The following is a 19,010-nucleotide window of genomic DNA, read 5'->3' as shown; positions in this document are numbered from 1 at the left end:
GCCACTCACACCGGTCGCCTCGTCGCGGCCTCGGACCGCCTCCCGGGAGACCCGCATGCCCAGCTCCAGCCGTCGCAGCCCGTCGGTGGCCCGGTGGTTCGCCGACCGCCCGGTGCGGATCAAGGTCCTCGCCTCCACGGCCGCCGCCGGCGTCGTCGCGGCGGTGGTCGGCGGTCTCGGGCTGACCGCGCTCGCCGACTCGGCGGCGACCAGCGAGGCGATCTACGCCGACAACGTCCTCAGCATCGAGGAGATCGGCCTGATGATCGACGACGTCGAGCAGATCCGGCTGGCGATCGGCGCCGCGACCGCCGTGGACACGCACGCCCCGCCGCTGTCCGAGGTCCACACGCTGGTCGCGGACTACGAGCGGCAGGTGACCGCCTACGCCGCGAACCACCTGACCGGCCGGGAGCACGACCTGGTCGTCGAGGCGACCGACGACCTGGCGCAGATCGACGCCCTGACCAGCACCGTGCTGCTGCCCGCGGCCACTGCCGGCGTGACCACCGTGGTGCCCCCGGGGGCCGAGGAGGTCGATCCGCTGCTCACCGAGGTGATCGAGGACCTCGACGAGCTGCGCGCCATCGACACCCGGGAGGCGGCGGCCGCGGCGGCCAGCGCCCGGGAGTCCTACGAGCACCACCGCACCATCGCCCTGGTCGTGCTGGCCGTGGGGCTGGCGGTCGCGGCGGGCATCGGCCTGCTGGTGGCCTCGGTCATCACCCGCGGCATCCGGTCGGTGCAGCACGTGGCCGAGGGGCTGGCCCTGGGCGACCTGACCCGCACCACCGGGCTGACCAGCGAGGACGAGCTGGGCCGGATGAGCGTGGCGCTGGACGAGGCGACCGGTGCCATGCGGGCGGTCATGTCCGACGTGGTCGGCTCCGCCGACGCGGTCGCCGCCGCGACGGAGGAGCTGTCGGCGTCCACCACGCAGATCGCCGCCGCCGCGGAGGAGGCGAGCACCCAGTCGCAGGTGGTGACCGCCTCGGCCGAGGCGGTCTCCCGCAACGTCAGCACCGTCGCCGCGGGCGCCGAGGAGATGGGCAGCTCCATCCGGGAGATCGCCGGCAGCGCGAACGAGGCGGCGCGGGTGGCCGGCGACGCCGTCCGCCGGACCGAGGCCGCCAACGCGGCGGTGCTCGCGCTCGGGGAGTCCAGCCGGGAGGTCGGCAACGTCGTGAGGATCATCACCGCCATCGCCGAGCAGACGAACCTGCTGGCGCTCAACGCCACGATCGAGGCCGCCCGCGCCGGCGAGTCCGGCACGGGCTTCGCGGTGGTGGCCACCGAGGTGAAGGAGCTGGCCCGGCAGACCGCGACGGCGACCGAGGAGGTGGCCCGGCGGATCGAGGCGATCCAGGCCGACGCGGCGGGCGCCGTCGACGCCATCGGTGAGATCGGCAGCGTCGTGGGCCGGATCAGCGACCACCAGACGGTGATCGCCGGCGCGGTCGAGGAGCAGACCGCCACCACCCAGGAGATGGCCCGCTCGGTGACCGAGGCGGCCGGGGGCGCGGGGGAGATCGCCGCGAACATCACCGGCGTCTCCGCGGCGGCCGACTCGACGACGCAGGCGCTGACCCAGACGACGACCGCGGTGGCCGAGCTGTCGCGGATGGCGACCGGCCTGCGCGGGACGGTCGCCCGGTTCACCTACTGACGGTGGACCCGCCCGGGCCCACCGTCAGCACGTCGTTCAGACCCCGGGGAGGCCGACCGGGCAGGCGACCCCGGTGGAGTTCACCGGGCAGTAGCCGTTCGGCACCTTGTACAGGTACTGCTGGTGGTAGCCCTCGGCGTAGAAGAACTCGCCCAACGGGGCGATCTCGGTGGTGATCTCGCCGTAGCCGGCCGCCGTCAGGCGCTCCTGGAACAGGTCGCGGCTGACCTTGGCGGCAGCCTCCTGCTCCGGGCCCTGGGTGTAGATCGCCGAGCGGTACTGGGTGCCGATGTCGTTGCCCTGGCGCATGCCCTGGGTGGGGTCGTGCTCCTCCCAGAACTCCTTGAGCAGGCGGTCGTAGGAGAGGACGGCCGGGTCGAAGACGACCAGGACCACCTCGGTGTGCCCGGTGCGCGCCGAGCAGACCTCGTCGTAGGTCGGGTTCGGGGTGTGGCCGCCGGCGTAGCCCGCGGCGGTCGAGTACACGCCGGGGGTCTCCCAGAAGACCTTCTCGACACCCCAGAAGCAGCCGGCGCCGAAGACGGCGGTCTGCATGCCCTCGGGGAAGGGCGGCTGGATGCGGTTGCCGTTGACCGCGTGCACCTCGGGGATGCCGGGGAGCGGCTCGGAACGGCCGGTCAGGGCGTCCTCCGCGGTGACCGGCTGGGTCTTGGCGCGGGAGAAGAACATGATCCGATGGTAGATCCGTCGTGCAACACCGACCCCCGTCCGCTCCTCGGCACAGGGGCGGTCCGGTTGCCGACCGCCGGATCAGGGCAGAGTGCCGATCATGTGGCTCTTCCTCACCCGCCGTTTCCGCATGTGGGTCATCCTCACCGTCGTCGCGCCGCTGGCCACGAAGGTGCTGCGTGGCCTCGGGGAGTCGCTGCAGCGGCGCAACGGCCCCTCTGCGATCAGCAACGGCCTGCTCAAGGCCGGTGACCTCGGCGAGAAGGCGCGCATGAAGCTGGGTGGCAAGCGCCGCCGCCGCTGACGACCCGGAGGACGACGTGAGCACCCCCGACACCCCGGACGCCGCCCGCCCCGACCCCGGCTCCCCGGCGCTGGAGCAGCTCCCCGCGGTGGGCGAGACCCGCGGGATCGCGCTGTTCTGCCACGGCGGCACCGTCGCCAGTATCGACCCGCCCAAGGAGCGCGCGCTGTCATTGGTCCGGATGCGGGCCTTCCAGTCGTTCGTGCACCGCAGCACCGCCGACCGCGGGATCGCCACCGCGCTGCTCCGCTACCGGGTGGCCGGCTGGAACGGCGAGGCGGCCGACGCGTTCCAGGACGTCCGCTGGGCGATCGGGCAGATGCGCGCCGAGCACGGCACCGACGTGCCGATCGTCCTGGTCGGGCACTCGATGGGCGGGCGCGCCGTCCTGCGGGCGGGCGGCGAGCCCTCGGTGACCGCGGTCTGCGCGCTCGCCCCGTGGACCCCGCCCGGCGAGCCGGTGATGCACCTGGGGGGTCAGACGGTGGTGATCCTGCACGGCCGGGGCGACCGCTGGGTGCCCGCCCGGCTGTCCGCGGAGTTCGCCGTCCGGGCCCGCCGCGCCAAGGCCCGGGTGGCCCGGTTCACGATCGCCGGCGGGCACGGCATGGTCCGGCGGTCGCACCGCTGGCACACCTTCGCCCGGGACGTCGTCCTGGCCGGCACCGGCCTCGAGCCCATGCCCGAGGCGATCGCCGACGCCCTCACCCAGCCCAGCCCGGAGGGCCTCGCCGTCCCGTTGTGACCGGCCGTCAGGTCGTGCCGTACTCCTCGAGCCGGGGATCGTCCGGGGGGACCTGCCGGAGCGAGCCGAGCATCTGCCGGACGCCCGTGAGGTCGTCGGCCGCGAACCGGGAGAAGGCCTGCACGCCCGGCCCCACATCGACCCCGATGGTGATCAGCGGCACGGAACCGGGCGCACCACCGTCGGCCTCGCCGCCCCGCGCCGGGCTCACGACCGCCGGGTGGCCGTCGAGGTCGGTGAGCCGGTCCCCGATGTAGGCATCGGCGGCGACCGGCAGCCGCGGCTCGGGACCGCTGTAGACGTCGAACCCGTGGCCCTCCACTCCGCCGGTGAGCTGCACCGACCAGATGACCCGGGCGCTGGGCACGGCGTACGGGACGCCGGTGCGCTGGTGGACCGCGGTCCAGCCGGGGTCGACCGCCGCCCAGGCGACTGCGTCCCCGTCGATCGAGACCCCGGTGAGCTGCCGGCGCGCCTCGTCCAGCCCGAAGCCGATCACCTCCGCGGACCACTGGCGGCCGGTGTCGTCGGTCCAGACCCAGCGGTGGAGCTCGGCGTCGGAGGGCCGGTCCGGGCCCGGCAGGTGGTCGAAGCGGCGTGCGGGGTGCCCGAAGACGGTGTCGGGAACCGAGTCGCGGTCCACGACCGGCGCGTTGACGTAGGCGTCGACCGGGCCGCTGACCGCCACCCGGCCGGTCACCACGCCGTCCGGATCGAGCCGCAGGGCGACCAGCGACTGGGCGTCGCAGCCGTCCCCGGTCTCGTGCCGGGCGAAGACCTCGGTGTAGGCCCAGCCGTCGGGCAGCTGGTCGGGGAGCAGGCGGACCTCGGCGTCGGCCGGGTCGACGACGCTGGCGTACCCGACGCCGCAGACGAACTCGCCGTTCTGGGCGACCGCCACCGGCAGCACCGACGGCGCCGTCCAGTCGTCCTGCTCCACCACGCTGACCGCGACCGGCACCGCGGTGATGACCGCGGCCGCGACGGCGACCAGCGCCAACCGGGTCCGGGGCGTGAGGCGGTGGCTGCGACCGGGGGCGATGCGGCGGCGCTCGGTGTCCACGGTGCGCCGGACCCGCGACAGCAGCACCTGCATCGACTCGTCGGGCAGGTCGCGCGGCCGGGCGTGGTCCAGCCGGGTGTCGATGTCGTCGGTCACGGGGTGCCTCCGGGGTGACGGGCGGGGTGGCGGTCACGAGTGACGTCGCGGGCCACGTCCACGAGCTGGGCGAACCGGCGGCGGGCCCGGTGCAGCCGCACCTTCAGCGCGCCGCGCGAGCAGCCCAGCGCCTCGGCGGCCTCCTCCTGGCTCAGGCCGTCCCAGGCCAGCAGGGTGAGCAGCTCCCGGTCGGCGTCGGAGAGCGCATGCAGGGCGGCGATGGTGGCGCCGTCCTCGAGCAGCGGCCAGGCGTCCTCGGGTGGCTCGTGCGCCCGCCCCTCCCCCAGGGCCAGCAGCCGCTCCTGCAGCGCGCCGTGCCGCCGACGGGTGCGCCGGGCATTGGCGCTCACCCCGCGGGCGACCCCCAGCAACCAGGGCAGGCCGAACTCGGGGACCTCGTCCAGCCGCCGCCAGGCCACCACGAACGTCTCGGCGACGACGTCCTCGACGTCGTCGGGCAGCACGTGTGCCCGGGCGTAGCGCACCACGGCCGCGGCATGATCGGCCCACAGCCGGTCGAACCGCGTCTCGCTGGGCTCAGTCACGGGCACCGTCCACCTTGCTCACACCCGGGAAGTGTCCGGCTGGCGCTGATCGGTTACCGGCGACCCGGTCCCACGGGAGGGCGTCGTCAGGAGAAGAGCGCGCTGTAGCCGTTCAGCGCCGGCTGCCCGCCGAGGTGCGCGTAGAGCACGGTCGACGAGCGGTCGATCTCCCCGCGCCCGACCAGGTCGATCGTCGCGGCCATCGACTTCCCCTCGTAGACCGGGTCGGTGACCATGCCCTCGGTGCGGGCAGCCAGCTCCATCGCGGCGATCGTCGCGGCGTCCGGGATGCCGTAGGTGCCCGCGTGGAACCGCTCGTCCAGCTCGACGTCATCGAGGGTCAGCTCTCGCTGCACGCCGATGGCCCGCGCGGTCCGCCGGGCGATGCGCAGCACCTGGTCGCGCGTCTCGGCCGGCTTCGCCGAGGCGTCGATGCCCAGCACCCGCCGCGGCCGGGCGCCGCTCTCCTCGAGCTGGGCGAACCCGGCGACCATCCCTGCCTGGGTCGACCCGGTCACCGAGCAGACCACGACGGTGTCGAAGAAGACGCCGAGCTCGGCCTCCTGGGCAGCCACCTCGTGCGCCCAGTTGGCGAACCCGAGCCCGCCGAGCGGGTGGTCCGACGCCCCGGCCGGGATCGGGTAGGGCTTCCCGCCGCGCTCGGTGATCTCGGCGAGCGCCGCCTCCCAGCTCTCCTTGAACCCGATGCCGAAGCCGGCCTTCACCAGCCGGACGTCGGCACCCGCCAGCCGCGAGATGAGGATGTTGCCGACCTTGTCGTAGACGGCGTCGGGCCAGTCGACCCAGCTCTCCTGCACCAGCACGCACCGCAGCCCGACCCGGGCGGCCACCGCCGCGACCTGCCGGGTGTGGTTGCTCTGCACCCCGCCGATCGACACCAGCGTGTCGCAACCCTGGGCCAGCGCGTCGGCGACCAGGTACTCGAGCTTGCGGGTCTTGTTGCCGCCGAAGGCGATCGGCGAGTTCACGTCCTCCCGCTTCGCCCACACCGCCGCGCCGCCCAGGCGCTCGGTCAGCCGGTCGAGCCGGTGCACCGGCGAGGGCCCGAACAGCAGCGGAAAGCGGGGGAAGTCGGCCAGGGTGGTCCCCGGGGTCGCGTCAGTCATCGGTCGTCTCCTCCAGTTCGGACAGCAGCGCCGTCCAGATCTCGGTGGTGGTGGCGACGGCGTCCTCGACGTCCCCGGCCGCGCAGGCGGCGATCAGGCGGTCGTGCAGGGCCACCGACTCCCGGCCGTGGGCCGCGGCGAACCGCTGCCGCTCCAGCCGCCGGACCGCGGGGGTGAACCGGTCGACCGTCGCCTGCACCGCGCCGTTGGCGCACCGGGTGAGCAGCACCTGGTGCAGCTCGTCGTCGGCGGCCAGCGCGGTGGGGAGGTCGCCGGCGGCCACCGCGGCGGCGAACCGGCTGTTCGCCGCCCGCATCGCGGCGACGTCCTCGGCCGTCGTCCGCCCGGCGGCCTCGCCGGTGGCGAGCTCGTGCATCGCCCGGACGACGACGGCCGCGTCGCGCACCTGCCGCCGGTCGAGCGGGGTGACCCGGGTGTGGCTCTGCGGCTTCGCCTCGACCAGGCCCTCGTCGGCCAGCCGGGCCAGCGCGGTGCGCACCGGGGCGACCGACAACCCGAGCCGGGTGGCGAGCTCGGCGTCCTTCACCACCGCACCGGGCGCCAGCTCCCCGCTGACGATCGCGGCGCGGATCAGCTGGGCCGCCTGGTCACGCAGCAGCACCCGCGGGACGGGACCGATCGGCATGACTGACATCTCAGATGTCAGACGCCGTCCCGTCAAGGGCCCGTTCGTTGCGATCGGTGTCCGTCCTGGCCCTCGTCGGCCGCCCCCGCCACCGACACCATCGACGACATGACGCTCGACTGGTCCACCCCGCCCGCCGACGCCGCCGCCCACTTCGCCCGCCGGCTCGCCGTGGAGACCGACGTCTCCGACGTCCACGCCGCGCTGGAGACCGGGCAGCCCGGCTTCGTGCTGCTGGACAGCCGCAGCGCCGAGTCGTGGGCGCAGGGGCGCGTGCCGGGGGCGGTCCACCTGCCCGGCCGGGAGATCACCGCGCGCGCGGCGGAGCTGGACCCCGCCGTCCCGGTGGTCACCTACTGCTGGGGGCCGGGCTGCAACGGCGCGACCCGCGCCGCGCTGGCGCTGGCCGGGCTCGGCTTCCGGGTGCGGGAGATGATCGGCGGCTTCGAGTACTGGGCCCGGGAGGGCCTGCCGGTGGAGACCGCCGCCGGGGTGACCCGCCCGGACGTCGACCCGCTCACCGCACCGGCCGGGGTCAGCTGCGGCTGCTGAGCGTCGTCCCGGTCACCAGCCCTGCTGCGGCAGCTTGTGGGCCAGCACGTACCGGTAGTGGTCCGCCCGGTCCAGCCGCGACCCCGCCGCCTCGTCGACGACGAACGTCACGTGCGGGTGCAGCTGGAGCACCGACGCCGGGCACGACGCGGTCAGCGGCCCCTCGACCGCCCCGGCGACCGCGGTCGCCTTCCGCTCCCCGGTGGCCACCAGCACCAGGTGCTCGGCGTCCAGGATGGTGCCCAGCCCCTGGGTCAGCACGTGCCGGGGCACCGCGGCGACGTCGCCGCCGAAGAACCGGGCGTTGTCCCGCCGGGTCTGCTCGGTCAGCGTCTTCAGCCGGGTGCGGCTGGCCAGCGACGACCCCGGCTCGTTGAAGCCGAGGTGCCCGTTGGCGCCGATGCCCAGCAGCTGCGCCGCCACCGGACCGGCCGCCCGCAGCCGCGCCTCGTAGTCGCGGGCCGCCCGCACCGGGTCGGCCGCCGAGCCGTCCGGGCCGTGCACCACCGCGGGGTCCAGCTCCAGGCCGTCGGTGAGCTCCCGGCGGATCACCTCCCGGTAGCTCTCCGGGTGACCGGCGGGCAGGCCGACGTACTCGTCGAGCAGGAACGCCTGCACCCCGGCGAAGGACAGCCCCTCCTCCGCGTGCCGGCGCCGCAGCTCGCGGTAGGCCAGCAGCGGCGAGGAGCCGGTGGCCAGCCCAAGCACCACCGGACCACCGCGGGCCAGCGCCGCGAGCACCGAGCCGGCGACGGCGTCGGCGACCACCCGGCCGCAGTCCTCCGGGGTGGGCAGCAGCACGACCTCCACGCGTCAGCGCTCCTCTCGGTCCTCCTCCGGCCGACGCCGGGAGCAGCCCTGGGCCGGCGACCAGGACGGGGCCTGGGTACCCGCCGCGAGCCGCTGCTCACTCGGGCGTGGACCGACCGGAGGCCGGGTGCGGAACCCCGGCCGGTGGGGTACCGACGCCGGACATGGACCACTCGGGCCGGGGACGTCCCACGGTGACCGTCCGGCTGGACCCCGACCTGCGGTGGCTGCTGCCCCCGCGGATCCGGGCCGCCGGTGAGCGGGAGCTGACCGCCGACCCGGACGCCACGATCGGGCACCTGGTGCAGGCCGCCGGGGTGCCGCTGACCGAGGTGGGGGAGGTGCGGGTCGACGGGGCGTCGGTCCAGCTGTCCGCGCGGCCCTCCCCCGGCACCGTCCTCGAGGTCTCCCCCGCCGCCCGTCCGCAGCCGGTGCCGGCCGGGGGCTTCCTGCTGGACGTCGGGCTGGGGGCGCTGGCCCGGCGGCTGCGCCTGCTCGGACTGGACGCCGCCTGGTCGAACGACGCGGACGACCCGGAGCTGGTGACCCGGGCGGCGGCCGAGGACCGGGTGCTGCTGACGCAGGACCGCGGCCTGCTGAAGCGCCGGGCCCTGCGGCACGGCGCACTGGTCCGCGGGAGCGACCCGGACGACCAGCTCGCGGACGTGGTGGACCGGTTCACCGTCGCACCGGCGCCGCTCACCCGCTGCACGGCCTGCAACGGGGAGCTGGCGCGGGTGCCGAGGGCAGAGGTCGCCGACCTGGTCGAACCGGGGACCGCGCGCGCTGCCGAGGAGTTCTCCCGGTGCACCCGCTGCGGGCACGTCTACTGGCGCGGCGCCCACAGCCGCCGCATCGACGAGCTCATCGCGGCGGCGACGCACTCGCGTCCGGGATGACGTGGTCGACCAGGCCGTAGGACCGGGCCTCGGCCGGGGAGAACCAGCGGTCGCGCTCGGAGTCCCGGGCGACCTGCTCGACGTCCTGCCCCGAGTGCTCCGCCTGCAGCTCGTTGACCTGCTGCTTGAGCTGGCCGAGCATCTCGGCCTGGATGGTGATGTCGGCGGCGGTCCCCCGCAGGCCGGCGCTCGGCTGGTGCATGAGGATCCGGGTGTGCGGCAAGCTGTGGCGCTTGCCCGCGGTGCCGGCCGTGACCAGGAACTGGCCCATCGAGGCAGCCATGCCCATGGCGTAGGTGGCGACGTCGCAGTCGACGAACCGCATCGTGTCGTAGACGGCCAGCCCGGCCATCACCGAGCCACCCGGGGAGTTCACGTACAGATGGATGTCACGGGTCGGGTCCTCGGCCGAGAGCAGCAGCATCTGCGCGCACAGCTCGTTGGCGATGACGTCGTCGACCTCGCGGCCGAGGAAGACGATGCGCTCGCGCATCAGGCGCTCGTAGACCGCGTCGCCGAGGGTGGTGGCGGGCGGGGCGGCGGTCCGCATGGTGATCGGGAAGGGCATGCCGGGAATGGTCATCAGGGACTCCTGCAGGTCGTCGGAATGGACGACGTGAGCCAAGCAGGAATGCACGTCGAGGAGCCCGTGGAAATGGCGTATTGCGCGGTCAGCGCATTTCTTGTGCCGTGGGCGAAGGCGGGTTGACGGGCCGGGGCGTGGGCGTGGCGGGCCCGTGGTCTGATCGACCGGTGAGCACTCCCCCCGTCGTCCGGCGCGCGACCCGGGCCGACGTCCCCCGGCTGGCCGCGACCCTGGCCGCCGCCTACCCCGACTACCGGTGGACCTCCTGGGCGCTGCCCGAGGACGGCCGCGTCCAGCGGCTGTCCCGCTGGGCGGAGCTGTGGGGCGCGCTGGTGCCGGTGCTGGCCGGGACGGCGTGGGTCACCGACGACGTGCAGGCAGCCGCCGCCTGGGTCGCCCCCGACGCCGAACCCCACGCCGCGGACCTGCAGGCGGTCATCGACCGCGACCTGCCCCGGGTGTTCGGTGCCCGCCAGCCGGTCGTGCTGGCCAGCGAGCGGCTCGGCGCGCTGGGCCGGCCGGACGAGCCGCACTGGTGGCTGCACGCCGTCGGCACCCGCCCGGCGGCCCGGCACCAGGGGCTGGGTTCCGCGGTGCTGCAGCCGGTGCTGGACCGCTGCGACGCCGACGGGGTGCCGGCCGCGGCCACGGTCTACACCTCCACCGTGGTGCGCTGGCTGCAGCGGTCCGGTTTCGCCGTCACGCACTCGACCCGCACCGCGGTCGACCACGAGCTGCCGATCTGGACCCTGGTCCGCCAGCCGAAGCGCAGCTGACCCCGGGGCCAGGTGAGGCTGACCTGACCCCCGGGGGCCACAGGTCGGCCCGGTTGGCCCCCGCGGGTCGGGCAGGACAGGAGCGACCGCCCCGCCCCAGCCCCCCGCGAGGTCCCCGTGTACCTGTCGAAGACCGAGGCCGCCGTCCTCACCAGCACGCTGCCGCGCACCCTGCCCCGCCCGACGCCCCCGAAGACGAAGCGGCGGCTGTGGCCGCTGCTCGGGCCGGCGTTCGTCGCGGCGGTCGCCTACGTGGACCCGGGCAACTTCGCGACCAACTTCTCCGGCGGCGCCTCGTTCGGCTACACGCTGCTGTGGGTGATCGTCGCGGCCAACCTGATGGCGATGCTCATCCAGACGCTCACCGCCAAGCTGGGGCTGGCGACCGGGCGGGACCTGGCCACCTGCTGCCGCGAGCGGCTCCCCCGGCCGGTCACCTGGGGGCTGTGGGCGCAGGCCGAGGCGGTGGCCATCGCCACCGACCTGGCCGAGATCGTCGGCGGGGCGGTCGCGCTGAACCTGCTGTTCGGGGTGCCGCTGTGGATGGGCGGGATCATCACCGCGGTCGTCGCGTTCGTCCTGCTGGCCGCCCAGTCGCGGGGCTTCCGGCCGTTCGAGCGGGTGATCACCGGGCTGCTGCTGGTCATCGGGGGCGGCTTCGTCTACACGCTGATCGGCGCCGGCGTCGACCCCGGCGGCGTCGCCTCGGGCATGGTGCCCAGCTTCGCCGGTACCGACAGCCTGCTGCTGGCCACCGGCATCCTGGGGGCCACGGTCATGCCGCACGTCATCTACGTGCACTCCGCACTGACGCCCGGCCGGTACGGCGACACCGTCACCGCCGGCAGGACGCACACCGGACGGCGCGGCCTGCTGCGCGCCCAGCGGATCGACGTCTTCATCGCGATGGGCCTGGCCGGGCTGGTCAACGCCGCGATGCTGGTGATCGCCGCCCAGCTGTTCACCGCCGGCGACGGCATCGAGTCGCTGGAGAGCGTGCACGCCGGCCTGGGCGACCAGCTCGGCAGCGGCGCGGCGCTGGCCTTCGCCGTCGCCCTGCTCGCCGCCGGGTTCGCCAGCTCCTCGGTCGGCACCCACGCCGGCCAGGTGGTGATGGCCGGCTTCCTGCGCAAGCACATCCCGGTGCTGGTCCGCCGGCTGATCACCCTGGCCCCCGCGCTGCTGGTGCTGGGCCTGGGCGGCGACCCGACGACGGCGCTGGTCTGGTCGCAGGTGGTGCTGTGCTTCGGCATCCCGTTCGCGCTGGTGCCGCTGCTGTGGCTGACCTCCCGCAAGGACCTGATGGGCGGCTGGGTCAACCGCCGGATCACCACGCTCACCGGCTCGGTGGTCGCTGCGCTGATCATCGCGCTGAACGGCTACCTGCTGGTGAGCACCTTCCTGGGCTGAACGCCGATGAGTTGTCGCGCCGCCAGTCGTCCTCTCCGTGACAGCATCCGGCGACCGGGCCGGGGCGAGGCGTGAGGAGCAGTGCTGTGGGTGCGATCAAGGTCCACGAGTTCACCACCGTCGACGGCGTCGTCGACACCCCGATGTGGACGATGGAGTACGGCTTCCCCGCCGACCTCGCCGCCTCGATCGGCGCGCTGACCGGCTCCTCGGCGGGCATCCTGCTGGGCCGGCGGACCTTCGAGATGTTCGGCCCGGCCTGGTCGACCCGGACGGTCGAGGACGACGAGGGTGCCCCGTTCTTCAACGACACCCGCAAGTACGTGGTCAGCTCCACGCTCACCGATGCCGAGTCGATCTGGGCCCCGACCACGGTGCTCGGCGGTTACGACGCCGACCGGATCCGGGCGCTCAAGGGCGAGGTGGGCGGCGACCTGTACGTCAGCGGCAGCGCCACGCTGGTCCGGGCGCTGCTGGCCGACGGGCTGGTCGACGAGCTGCACCTCTACGTCTACCCGCTCGCCGTCGGCACCGGGATCCGGCTCTTCCCCGAGGGGACGGCCCAGCCGCTCGCGCACCTGGGCAGCGAATCGCTGAGCAACGGGGTCGTCCACCTGACCTACGGCCCGGCCGGGAGCTAGGGCCCGTTCCGACGCGCACCGGACCGGGACCGTCCGGATGTGCCAGGATCACCCATGGGCGTCTTCTGGCTGGTCATGGGCATGGTGCTGGCCGGGCTGCTGCTGGTGGCCTGGCTGATGGACCGGGCCGGCCGGCGGCGCGGAGCGCGGATCAGCCACGGCGCCGACGTCGCCTGGCAGGCGCGGGAGAGCCGCCGGGACGCCGAGATCCTCGGCAACCCCTACAACCAGGACGTCAGCTGGAGCAGCTGGAGCCGGCGCAACCACCCGAAGCGCTGAGCGGGGCCGGTCAGCCGGCGTCCCCGGTCTCGGCGAACAGCGGGAAGCCGCTCTCCACACCGGCGGCCAGGACGGCGGTCTCCGCACTGCCCGCGGCCTGCACCGCGTCCGGCGCGACCAGCACCTCGACGCCGTCCCCCTCGGGTCGGGCGGCGGCCGACTGCACCACCGGGGCGTGCTCCGCGGTGATCCGCTCGGCCTCCGCCCGGAGGTCGCCGGGTCGGAACTCGGTCTGCTGGACGACGACGGTGAGCCCCTCGCCGGCGGAGTCGACCACCCGCTGGACGGCGGCCGGCACCTCCCCGAACCAGCGGACCACCAGCCGGGTGCGGTCCAGGCTCAGCCCCGGCGTCCCGGAGTCGGGTGAGTCACCGGCGGCCGCGGACAGCCGCTCCAGCAGGTCGTACACCTCGGCACGGGTGCCCGGGTACATCACGAACTCGCCGGGACCGACTCCTGGGGACGGCGCGGCGGACCGGCGGGGCTGCTTGCGCGGGGCCATGCGCCCGATCATCCCGGACCCGGTGGTGCCGGCCACCGGCGTGGGTCAGCGGCGGGACACCCGACTGCGGAGCCAACCCAGAGCGGCCGCCCACCGCTCCCGGGAGCGGGCGGCGGATGCCTCCCGGCGCGCGGCCGTCATCTCCCGCTCCCGCAGGAACGCCTTCGCTCCCTCGGGGTCCCGCGTGCGCACCCAGTGCCCGTTCCCGCCGATTCCGCCGTACACAGCAACCACCTGCCCTGGTCCGGTCGAGCTCGTCCGGCGAGCGTAGGACACGGTGCCGCGCCGATCCGGTCCCGCGCACGGTCCCCGGCTGCACGCCGGCGGCGGTCGCCGTCGGATGATCGGCGCGTGGAGATCAGCGGAGCACGGATCTGGATCACCGGCGCCTCGGCGGGCATCGGCGCGGCGCTCGCCCGGGAGCTCACCGACCGCGGGGCACGCGTGGCGATCAGCGCCCGCAACGCCGAGCAGCTCACCGAGGTGGCCGGGGACCGGATGACCGTGGTCCCGGTCGACGTCACCGACCGGGCGGCCACCGTCGCCGCCGGGCACGCGGTCCGGCAGGCCCTGGGCGGCATCGACGTCGTCGTCGCCAACGCCGGCACCTGGTCGGGGTTCCACGTGGAACCGTGGGACTCGGACCTGTTCGCCGCGCACCTGCGGATCAACGTGATGGGCGCGGTGCACACCTTCGAGGCCGTCGTCCCGCAGATGCTCGCCGACGGGCGGGGCCGGATCATCGGCGTCGCCTCGGTCGCCGGCTACCGCGGGCTCCCCGGCTCGGAGGCCTACAACGCCGGCAAGGCCGCGCTGATCAGCCTGCTGGAGAGCCTGCGCGGCTCGTTGGCGCCGCGCGGCGTCGTCGTCCAGCTGGTCAACCCGGGCTTCGTGCGCACCCGGATGACCGACCGGAACCGCTTCCCGATGCCGTTCCGGGTCGAGGCGGACGCGGCCGCCCGCACCATCGCCGACGGCATCGCCCGGGACAAGGCGGAGATCGTCTTCCCGCTGCCGATGTCGCTGCTGATGAAGGCCACCCGGCTGGTGCCGGTGCGGGCCTGGACGGCGCTGACCGCCGCGATGGCCCGCCGCGGCCTCGACGGCGGACCGGGCCGCCGCACCGACTGACGGCACGGCGGCCCGTTCGGCCCCCTTCCAGGGGCCCGTGCCGAGCTTGCGAGGTGCGGGGAGGAAGGGGGCCCTTACGCCTTGGGGCCGCCGGCGACGTAGATGACCTGGCCGGAGACGAAGCCCGCGCCCTCGCTGGCCAGGAACGCCGCGGTGTGCGCGATGTCCTCGGGCTGGCCGACGCGGCGCACCGGGATCTGCTTAGCCGCGCCCGCCTTGAACTCCTCGAACGGCACGCCGACCCGCTCGGCCGTCGCCACGGTCATCTCGGTCTCGATGAACCCGGGCGCGATCGCGTTCGCGGTCACGTTGTAGCGGCCCAGCTCGATGGCGAGGGTCTTGGTGAGCCCCTGCATGCCGGCCTTCGCCGCCGAGTAGTTGACCTGCCCGCGGTTGCCCAGCGCCGAGACGCTGGAGAGGTTCACGATCCGGCCCCACTCGGCCTCGACCATGTGCTTCTGCGCCGCCCGGCTCATCAGGAACGCCCCGCGCAGGTGCACACCCAGCACCGCGTCCCAGTCGCCGACGCTCATCTTGAACAGCAGGTTGTCCCGGGTGATCCCGGCGTTGTTCACCAGCACGGTCGGGGCGCCCAGATCGGCGGCCACCCGGTCGACGGCGGCGGCCACCGAGTCCTCGTCGGCGACGTTCGCGCCGACGGCGAGCGCCCGCCCACCGGCGTCGGTGATCGCCTCGACCGTGCCCGCGCAGGCCGACTCGTCCAGGTCGAGCACGGCCACCGCCATGCCGTCCGTGGCGAACCGCCTCGCGATGGCCGCGCCGATCCCGCGCGCCGCCCCGGTGATGATCGCCGTCCGCTGCTCTGCCACTGCATCTCCTCGTCGAGTCCGGCACCGTCGAGTCCGGTGCTGTCGCCCTCGTGCATACACCCGGAGGGCAGCGGTCAGCTCTTCGGGCGGGCGGTGAGCACGGCGAGGGCGCCGACGGCCAGCGCCCAGCCCAGCTGCACCGGCACCCACACCACCGACGGCGTGCCCACCAGCAGGGCGATGCCGAACGGCACGGTCCCGACGACGCCCAGGTCGAGCCCGCGCACCAGCGTCTGGCCCACCCCGGTGGGCACCGCGCCCATCGGCGTCGCCACCACCGGCCCCGACCAGTCCAGCTCCGGCCGGTACCCACCGCGGACCGCGGCCCCGGCCCACGCCGGCGCGACCGCGGCGCCCAGCCCGGCCCACACGGCCATCGACCCGGTGCCCTGGCCGACCAGCGCGCCGGAGACCCCGCACACGACCACCAGCACGGCCAGCGGCACCACCGACCGCAGCCGGACGACGACGTCGGCGGAGAGCGGCAGCACCCGGTCCAGCGCCGGGGAGGCCTGCGCGCGCCGGCTCGGCTCACCCAGCGCGACCGCGGCCAGCGCCCACCCCACCACGGCCACCACGGCGACCAGCGCCGGCAGGTTCCCGAGCCCGGCGGTGCGCGCGGCCAGCACCGGCAGCGCCGCACCCACCGCCAGCTGCCCCCAGCGCCAGGGCGACCGGGTGAGCACCGCGAGGTCGGCGGCGAGGACGGCGGTGCCCGGGCCGCGCACCCGCCGCCACCGGCGCGGACGACGCGGAGCCCGGGGCGAGCTGGCCAGCGCCCGGCCCAGCTCGCGGGTGTCCATGGAGAACGTCGAGGCGGTGGCGTACTGCACGATCTCGCCCCGCGCCCGCAGGTCACCGGCGCGCAGCCGGTCCAGCCGGCGGTCGGCGGTCACCACCGCGAGCACCGCCAGCACCGCGGCCACGACGGCGGCGGCCACCAGCGGCGTCCCGGCCGGCCGCACCGCCCACCCGGTTCCCGGCCCGGCGCCGACCGCGGCCAGCACCGTGCCGGCCAGCGCGGCGCCCACCACCCCCGCGCACGCCAGCGCACCGGCGGCGGTCGGCAGCCACCCGCCCCGGCCGGCCGCCTGCAGCACCACCAGCACCCCGGCTCCCGCGGCGGTGAGCAGCGCCGCGGTCGCCACCCCGATCAGCACGTCGGCCGCGGCCGGCGCGACCGGCACGGCGAGCAGCACCGGGACGACGACCACCGCGGCCGCCGTCGCCGAGACCAGCACCACCCGGACCAGCTCGCCGCGCAGCAGCCCGCGCCGGTCGGCCGGCAGCGGCAGCCACCAGACGGCCGCGGCCGGCGTGGCGCTGACCGGGCCGAGCCGGGCCAGCACCCAGGCGAGCCCGGCCACCACCGGCACCGCGGCGACCAGGGAGGTGACCGCGCCGGGCAGCACCGCCGTCCCGGTCGCCGGGCGGGCGGCGATCTGCACGCGCAGGCTGGAGACGGTGCCGCCGACCACCGCGACGAGCACCCCGAGCGAGGTCAGCCAGCCGACGACGTCGCCGACCAGCGTCAGCCAGCTGGTGTCGGCCCGCGCCGCGGTCGCCCGGCGGGTGACCCGGCGGACGGCGGCGCCGCTGAGGCCCACGGCGTCGGGCGCCCCGGCGACGGTGACGGCCAGGGCTCAGCCCTCGTGCAGCACGGCGACGGCGTCGTCCGGGGAGACCAGCGGGCACTCCTCGTCGTCGACGACCAGCACCACGTCGGCCAGGGCGCGGAGGAACTCCGGGTCGTGGCTGGCGAACACGACGGCGGCACCGGCGGCGACCTCGGCGTGCAGCCGGGCGGCCAGCTGCCGGCGCATCCCGGTGTCCAGCCGGCGCTCGGGCTCGTCGAGCACCAGCAGCCGGGCCGGCCGCACCAGCGCCGCGGCCAGCGCGAGCCGCCGCCGCTGCCCGGAGGAGACCGCCGCGGGCAGCGCCTCGGCCCGCCCGGCCAGCCCGAACGCCTCGACCTCCCGGGCGACGACCTCCTCGGCGTCGGCGACGCCGTGCCCGCGGGCGGTCAGCAGCAGGTGCTCCACCCCGGTGAGCGCCGGGAAGAACGCGTCCTCGTCCAGCACGGTGGCCACCTCGGCGCGGAAGGTCGCCGAGCGCTCGTCCACCGGCGTCCCGGCGTAGTGCACCGAACCGCCCAGCGCCGGGAGCAGCCCGACCAGGGTCTGCAGCACCGTCGACTTGCCCGCCCCGTTCGGCCCGACCAGGCCCAGCGCCGTGCCCGGCTGCACCGCCACGGTGACCGGGGCGCAGACCGGCTCGCCCGCGGCGTAGCCGACGAGCAGGTCGTGCGCCTCGAGCAGCGCCGGGTCAGGCACCGGCCCAGGCCGCGTCGAAGAAGCCGACCTCCAGCTGCATCGCCCGGCGGTGGGCGGCCCGCACCGCGGCGCGGCGGTCCTCGCCCGCACCGGCGCAGAGCTGGTCGAGCAGCCGCTCCAGGGTGGCGGCGAGCTCGTCGAACTCCGGCGCGGCGTACGTGTCCACCCACTCGCGGTAGGACCCGTGCGCCCGGTCGGCCAGCTGCTGCCCCAGATGGGCGTAGAGCCGCATGCACGGGGTCATCGCGGCGCAGGTCAGCGCGGCGTCGCCGCGGCCGGCGGCGTCCAGCAGGAAGTCCGTGTAGGCCGAGGTCGCCGGCAGCGGCTGCACCTGCGTGAGGTCGATCCCCCACTGCTGGGCGTAGCCGGCGTGCAGCCGCAGCTCCTCCTGCACCCCGGCCCGCAGGTCGGTGAGCACCTCGCGAACCCGGGGGTCGCCGCTGCTGTCGGCACCGAGGGCGTAGGCGCGGGCGAAGGCGTCGAGGAAGAAGGCGTCCTGGGCGACGTAGCCGGCGAACCGCTCCCGGGGCAGCGTGCCGTCGGCGATCCCCTGCACGAACGGGTGCGCCAGCGCGGCCGCGGCCAGGTCGGCGTCGGCCGCCCAGAGCTCGGCGGAGACGCTCACGCCGCCTCCATCGCCATGTCCCAGAAGGAGATCTCCGCGGCGACGACCTCGTCGAACACCGCCTGGGCGTCGGGGCCGGCGGGCGGGTACGCGTCGGCGGCCTCGGCCAGACCGGCCACGTAGCCGGCGAAGCCCGGCACGGTCCAGTGCTCGACGAACTCCCGGTACTGCGGCGCCCCGGGGAGCGCGCCGGACCAGGCGTCCAGGTACGTGCGCTCGATCGTCCAGAGCGCGGTCAGCCCGGTGGGGACGTCGGCGCCGTCCAGCCGCGCCAGCAGCTCGGCGTACCCGGTGGTGGCCGCCCGCGCCGGCGCGGTGAGGTCCAGCCCGCGGGCCGCGGCCAGGGACTCGAACCAGGCCAGCTCGTCGGTCAGCGCGACCAGCCCGCCGGCCAGCACCGCCTGCGCCGGCCGGGGCGCCCGGGCCAGCAGCCGGGCCTGGAAGCGCAGCAGGTCGGCGACGAACCGGGCGTCCTGCACCAGCCAGGTGTCGAAGGCGGCCACCGGCACGGTGCCGTCGCGCACCCCGGTGAGGAACGGGTGCGCGGTGGCAGCGCGCCAGGAGTCGGGGGATCGGGTCAGCAGCTCGTCGACCGGCACGGCCGGGACTCTAGCCAGCCGGCACGACCCCAGCCGCGCCCGATCCGGCTCAGCCGCGGCTGGCCAGACCCCCTCTTCGCCCCCGGGGGCGCGGTGGGGCAGGGGGGCGGGGGGCGGGGGGGGGGGGGGGGGGGGCGGGGGGGGGGGGGGGGGGG

At 75.5% G+C, this 19,010-nt stretch carries 23 protein-coding genes; 10 read left to right on the top strand and 13 right to left on the bottom strand.

The genetic code is table 11. The features are described from left to right. The first annotated feature begins 55 nt into the window (after positions 1 to 55). Positions 56 to 1,666 carry a methyl-accepting chemotaxis protein gene (locus ACI79U_RS15605; protein ID WP_457068539.1) on the top strand — a complete coding sequence of 537 codons (1,611 nt, stop codon included), beginning with the start codon at positions 56 to 58 and terminating at the stop codon, positions 1,664 to 1,666. A 36-nt stretch (positions 1,667 to 1,702) separates the two neighbouring features. On the opposite strand, the gene msrA is transcribed toward ACI79U_RS15605, so the two are convergent. After that, the gene (gene msrA / locus ACI79U_RS15600) at positions 1,703 to 2,356 is read right to left on the bottom strand and encodes a peptide-methionine (S)-S-oxide reductase MsrA (RefSeq protein WP_457068541.1); all 654 of its coding nucleotides are present in this window, start codon (positions 2,354 to 2,356) and stop codon (positions 1,703 to 1,705) included. Positions 2,357 to 2,456: 100 nt separating this feature from the next. Here msrA and ACI79U_RS15595 point away from each other — a divergent pair, with 100 nt between their 5' ends. Continuing rightward, positions 2,457 to 2,660: a hypothetical protein gene (locus ACI79U_RS15595; RefSeq protein WP_457068543.1), complete on the top strand. Its 204-nt coding sequence runs from the start codon at positions 2,457 to 2,459 to the stop codon at positions 2,658 to 2,660. Positions 2,661 to 2,676: 16 nt separating this feature from the next. Then, positions 2,677 to 3,405: an alpha/beta hydrolase gene (locus ACI79U_RS15590; RefSeq protein ID WP_457068545.1), complete on the top strand. Its 729-nt coding sequence runs from the start codon at positions 2,677 to 2,679 to the stop codon at positions 3,403 to 3,405. Between the two features lie 7 nt (positions 3,406 to 3,412). Here ACI79U_RS15590 and ACI79U_RS15585 read toward each other — a convergent pair whose 3' ends face one another. The 4 genes from ACI79U_RS15585 to ACI79U_RS15570 form a co-directional block, all read right to left on the bottom strand. Continuing rightward, complete coding sequence (locus ACI79U_RS15585; RefSeq protein ID WP_457068547.1) at positions 3,413 to 4,564, bottom strand: hypothetical protein; 1,152 nt, start codon at positions 4,562 to 4,564, stop codon at positions 3,413 to 3,415. Then, positions 4,561 to 5,109, bottom strand: coding sequence for an RNA polymerase sigma factor (locus tag ACI79U_RS15580; protein WP_457068549.1), 549 nt, complete (start codon positions 5,107 to 5,109; stop codon positions 4,561 to 4,563). Before ACI79U_RS15580 ends, ACI79U_RS15585 begins: the two co-directional genes overlap by 4 nt. Before the next feature lie 86 nt (positions 5,110 to 5,195). Further along, positions 5,196 to 6,236, bottom strand: a complete 1,041-nt coding sequence (locus ACI79U_RS15575; RefSeq protein WP_457068551.1) for a 1-aminocyclopropane-1-carboxylate deaminase — start codon at positions 6,234 to 6,236, stop codon at positions 5,196 to 5,198. Further along, positions 6,229 to 6,882, bottom strand: coding sequence for a GntR family transcriptional regulator (locus tag ACI79U_RS15570; RefSeq protein WP_457068553.1), 654 nt, complete (start codon positions 6,880 to 6,882; stop codon positions 6,229 to 6,231). Before ACI79U_RS15570 ends, ACI79U_RS15575 begins: the two co-directional genes overlap by 8 nt. 108 nt (positions 6,883 to 6,990) lie before the next feature. Between ACI79U_RS15570 and ACI79U_RS15565 the strand changes: the two genes are divergently transcribed. Beyond that, positions 6,991 to 7,434 carry a rhodanese-like domain-containing protein gene (locus ACI79U_RS15565; RefSeq protein WP_457068555.1) on the top strand — a complete coding sequence of 148 codons (444 nt, stop codon included), beginning with the start codon at positions 6,991 to 6,993 and terminating at the stop codon, positions 7,432 to 7,434. A gap of 12 nt (positions 7,435 to 7,446) precedes the next feature. Here ACI79U_RS15565 and nagB read toward each other — a convergent pair whose 3' ends face one another. Then, complete coding sequence (gene nagB, locus ACI79U_RS15560; RefSeq protein WP_457068557.1) at positions 7,447 to 8,244, bottom strand: glucosamine-6-phosphate deaminase; 798 nt, start codon at positions 8,242 to 8,244, stop codon at positions 7,447 to 7,449. 194 nt (positions 8,245 to 8,438) lie between these two features. Here nagB and ACI79U_RS15555 point away from each other — a divergent pair, with 194 nt between their 5' ends. Further along, positions 8,439 to 9,143 (top strand): Mut7-C RNAse domain-containing protein, encoded by a 705-nt coding sequence (locus tag ACI79U_RS15555; protein ID WP_457068559.1) that lies wholly within the window; start codon positions 8,439 to 8,441, stop codon positions 9,141 to 9,143. Here ACI79U_RS15555 and ACI79U_RS15550 read toward each other — a convergent pair. Continuing rightward, entirely contained in the window at positions 9,109 to 9,726 is a 618-nt protein-coding gene (locus ACI79U_RS15550) for an ATP-dependent Clp protease proteolytic subunit (RefSeq protein WP_457068561.1), read from the bottom strand. The genes ACI79U_RS15555 and ACI79U_RS15550 overlap by 35 nt on opposite strands. A gap of 170 nt (positions 9,727 to 9,896) precedes the next feature. Between ACI79U_RS15550 and ACI79U_RS15545 the strand changes: the two genes are divergently transcribed. The 4 genes from ACI79U_RS15545 (at position 9,897) to ACI79U_RS15530 (ending at position 12,835) form a co-directional block, all read left to right on the top strand. Next, positions 9,897 to 10,505, top strand: coding sequence for a GNAT family N-acetyltransferase (locus tag ACI79U_RS15545; protein ID WP_457068563.1), 609 nt, complete (start codon positions 9,897 to 9,899; stop codon positions 10,503 to 10,505). 117 nt (positions 10,506 to 10,622) lie between these two features. After that, positions 10,623 to 11,915, top strand: a complete 1,293-nt coding sequence (locus tag ACI79U_RS15540) for an Nramp family divalent metal transporter (protein ID WP_457068565.1) — start codon at positions 10,623 to 10,625, stop codon at positions 11,913 to 11,915. An 86-nt stretch (positions 11,916 to 12,001) separates the two neighbouring features. After that, complete coding sequence (locus ACI79U_RS15535; protein WP_457068567.1) at positions 12,002 to 12,556, top strand: dihydrofolate reductase family protein; 555 nt, start codon at positions 12,002 to 12,004, stop codon at positions 12,554 to 12,556. A gap of 54 nt (positions 12,557 to 12,610) precedes the next feature. Next, positions 12,611 to 12,835 carry a hypothetical protein gene (locus ACI79U_RS15530; protein WP_457068569.1) on the top strand — a complete coding sequence of 75 codons (225 nt, stop codon included), beginning with the start codon at positions 12,611 to 12,613 and terminating at the stop codon, positions 12,833 to 12,835. Between the two features lie 10 nt (positions 12,836 to 12,845). Here the strand turns inward: ACI79U_RS15530 and ACI79U_RS15525 are convergent, their stop codons facing one another. Then, complete coding sequence (locus ACI79U_RS15525; protein WP_457068571.1) at positions 12,846 to 13,337, bottom strand: hypothetical protein; 492 nt, start codon at positions 13,335 to 13,337, stop codon at positions 12,846 to 12,848. A 351-nt stretch (positions 13,338 to 13,688) separates the two neighbouring features. On the opposite strand from ACI79U_RS15525, the gene ACI79U_RS15520 reads away from it, so the two are divergent. Continuing rightward, a complete protein-coding gene (locus ACI79U_RS15520) occupies positions 13,689 to 14,468 on the top strand; it encodes an SDR family NAD(P)-dependent oxidoreductase (RefSeq protein ID WP_457068573.1) in 780 nt (259 codons plus the stop codon). A gap of 74 nt (positions 14,469 to 14,542) precedes the next feature. Here the strand turns inward: ACI79U_RS15520 and fabG are convergent, their stop codons facing one another. The 5 genes from fabG to ACI79U_RS15495 all read right to left on the bottom strand — a co-directional run bounded on the left by fabG (position 14,543) and on the right by ACI79U_RS15495 (position 18,855). Further along, positions 14,543 to 15,298, bottom strand: coding sequence for a 3-oxoacyl-ACP reductase FabG (fabG, locus tag ACI79U_RS15515; protein WP_457068575.1), 756 nt, complete (start codon positions 15,296 to 15,298; stop codon positions 14,543 to 14,545). 74 nt (positions 15,299 to 15,372) lie between these two features. Continuing rightward, the gene (locus ACI79U_RS15510; protein ID WP_457068577.1) at positions 15,373 to 16,905 is read right to left on the bottom strand and encodes a DUF6297 family protein; all 1,533 of its coding nucleotides are present in this window, start codon (positions 16,903 to 16,905) and stop codon (positions 15,373 to 15,375) included. A 36-nt stretch (positions 16,906 to 16,941) separates the two neighbouring features. Beyond that, positions 16,942 to 17,631, bottom strand: a complete 690-nt coding sequence (locus ACI79U_RS15505; RefSeq protein ID WP_457068579.1) for an ABC transporter ATP-binding protein — start codon at positions 17,629 to 17,631, stop codon at positions 16,942 to 16,944. After that, a complete protein-coding gene (locus ACI79U_RS15500) occupies positions 17,624 to 18,256 on the bottom strand; it encodes a TenA family protein (protein WP_457068581.1) in 633 nt (210 codons plus the stop codon). The genes ACI79U_RS15505 and ACI79U_RS15500 overlap by 8 nt, the downstream gene beginning before the upstream one ends. Then, a complete protein-coding gene (locus ACI79U_RS15495) occupies positions 18,253 to 18,855 on the bottom strand; it encodes a thiaminase II/PqqC family protein (RefSeq protein WP_457068583.1) in 603 nt (200 codons plus the stop codon). The genes ACI79U_RS15500 and ACI79U_RS15495 overlap by 4 nt, the downstream gene beginning before the upstream one ends. Between the last annotated feature and the right edge of the window lie 155 nt (positions 18,856 to 19,010).

This window comes from Modestobacter sp. SYSU DS0904 (assembly GCF_054051115.1).
The sequence above is the reverse complement of the archived record's forward strand: the minus strand, read 5'-3'. Positions and strand labels throughout refer to the sequence as shown.

Bases quoted from the DNA above. Each gene is read 5' to 3' on its own strand.
- ACI79U_RS15605 (WP_457068539.1), top strand. From the start codon at position 56: ATGCCCAGCTCCAGCCGTCGCAGCCCGTCGGTGGCCCGGTGGTTCGCC.
- msrA (WP_457068541.1), bottom strand. From the start codon at position 2,356: ATGTTCTTCTCCCGCGCCAAGACCCAGCCGGTCACCGCGGAGGACGCC.
- ACI79U_RS15595 (WP_457068543.1), top strand. From the start codon at position 2,457: ATGTGGCTCTTCCTCACCCGCCGTTTCCGCATGTGGGTCATCCTCACC.
- ACI79U_RS15575 (WP_457068551.1), bottom strand. From the start codon at position 6,236: ATGACTGACGCGACCCCGGGGACCACCCTGGCCGACTTCCCCCGCTTT.
- ACI79U_RS15570 (WP_457068553.1), bottom strand. From the start codon at position 6,882: ATGCCGATCGGTCCCGTCCCGCGGGTGCTGCTGCGTGACCAGGCGGCC.
- ACI79U_RS15565 (WP_457068555.1), top strand. From the start codon at position 6,991: ATGACGCTCGACTGGTCCACCCCGCCCGCCGACGCCGCCGCCCACTTC.
- ACI79U_RS15550 (WP_457068561.1), bottom strand. From the start codon at position 9,726: ATGACCATTCCCGGCATGCCCTTCCCGATCACCATGCGGACCGCCGCC.
- ACI79U_RS15530 (WP_457068569.1), top strand. From the start codon at position 12,611: ATGGGCGTCTTCTGGCTGGTCATGGGCATGGTGCTGGCCGGGCTGCTG.
- ACI79U_RS15525 (WP_457068571.1), bottom strand. From the start codon at position 13,337: ATGGCCCCGCGCAAGCAGCCCCGCCGGTCCGCCGCGCCGTCCCCAGGA.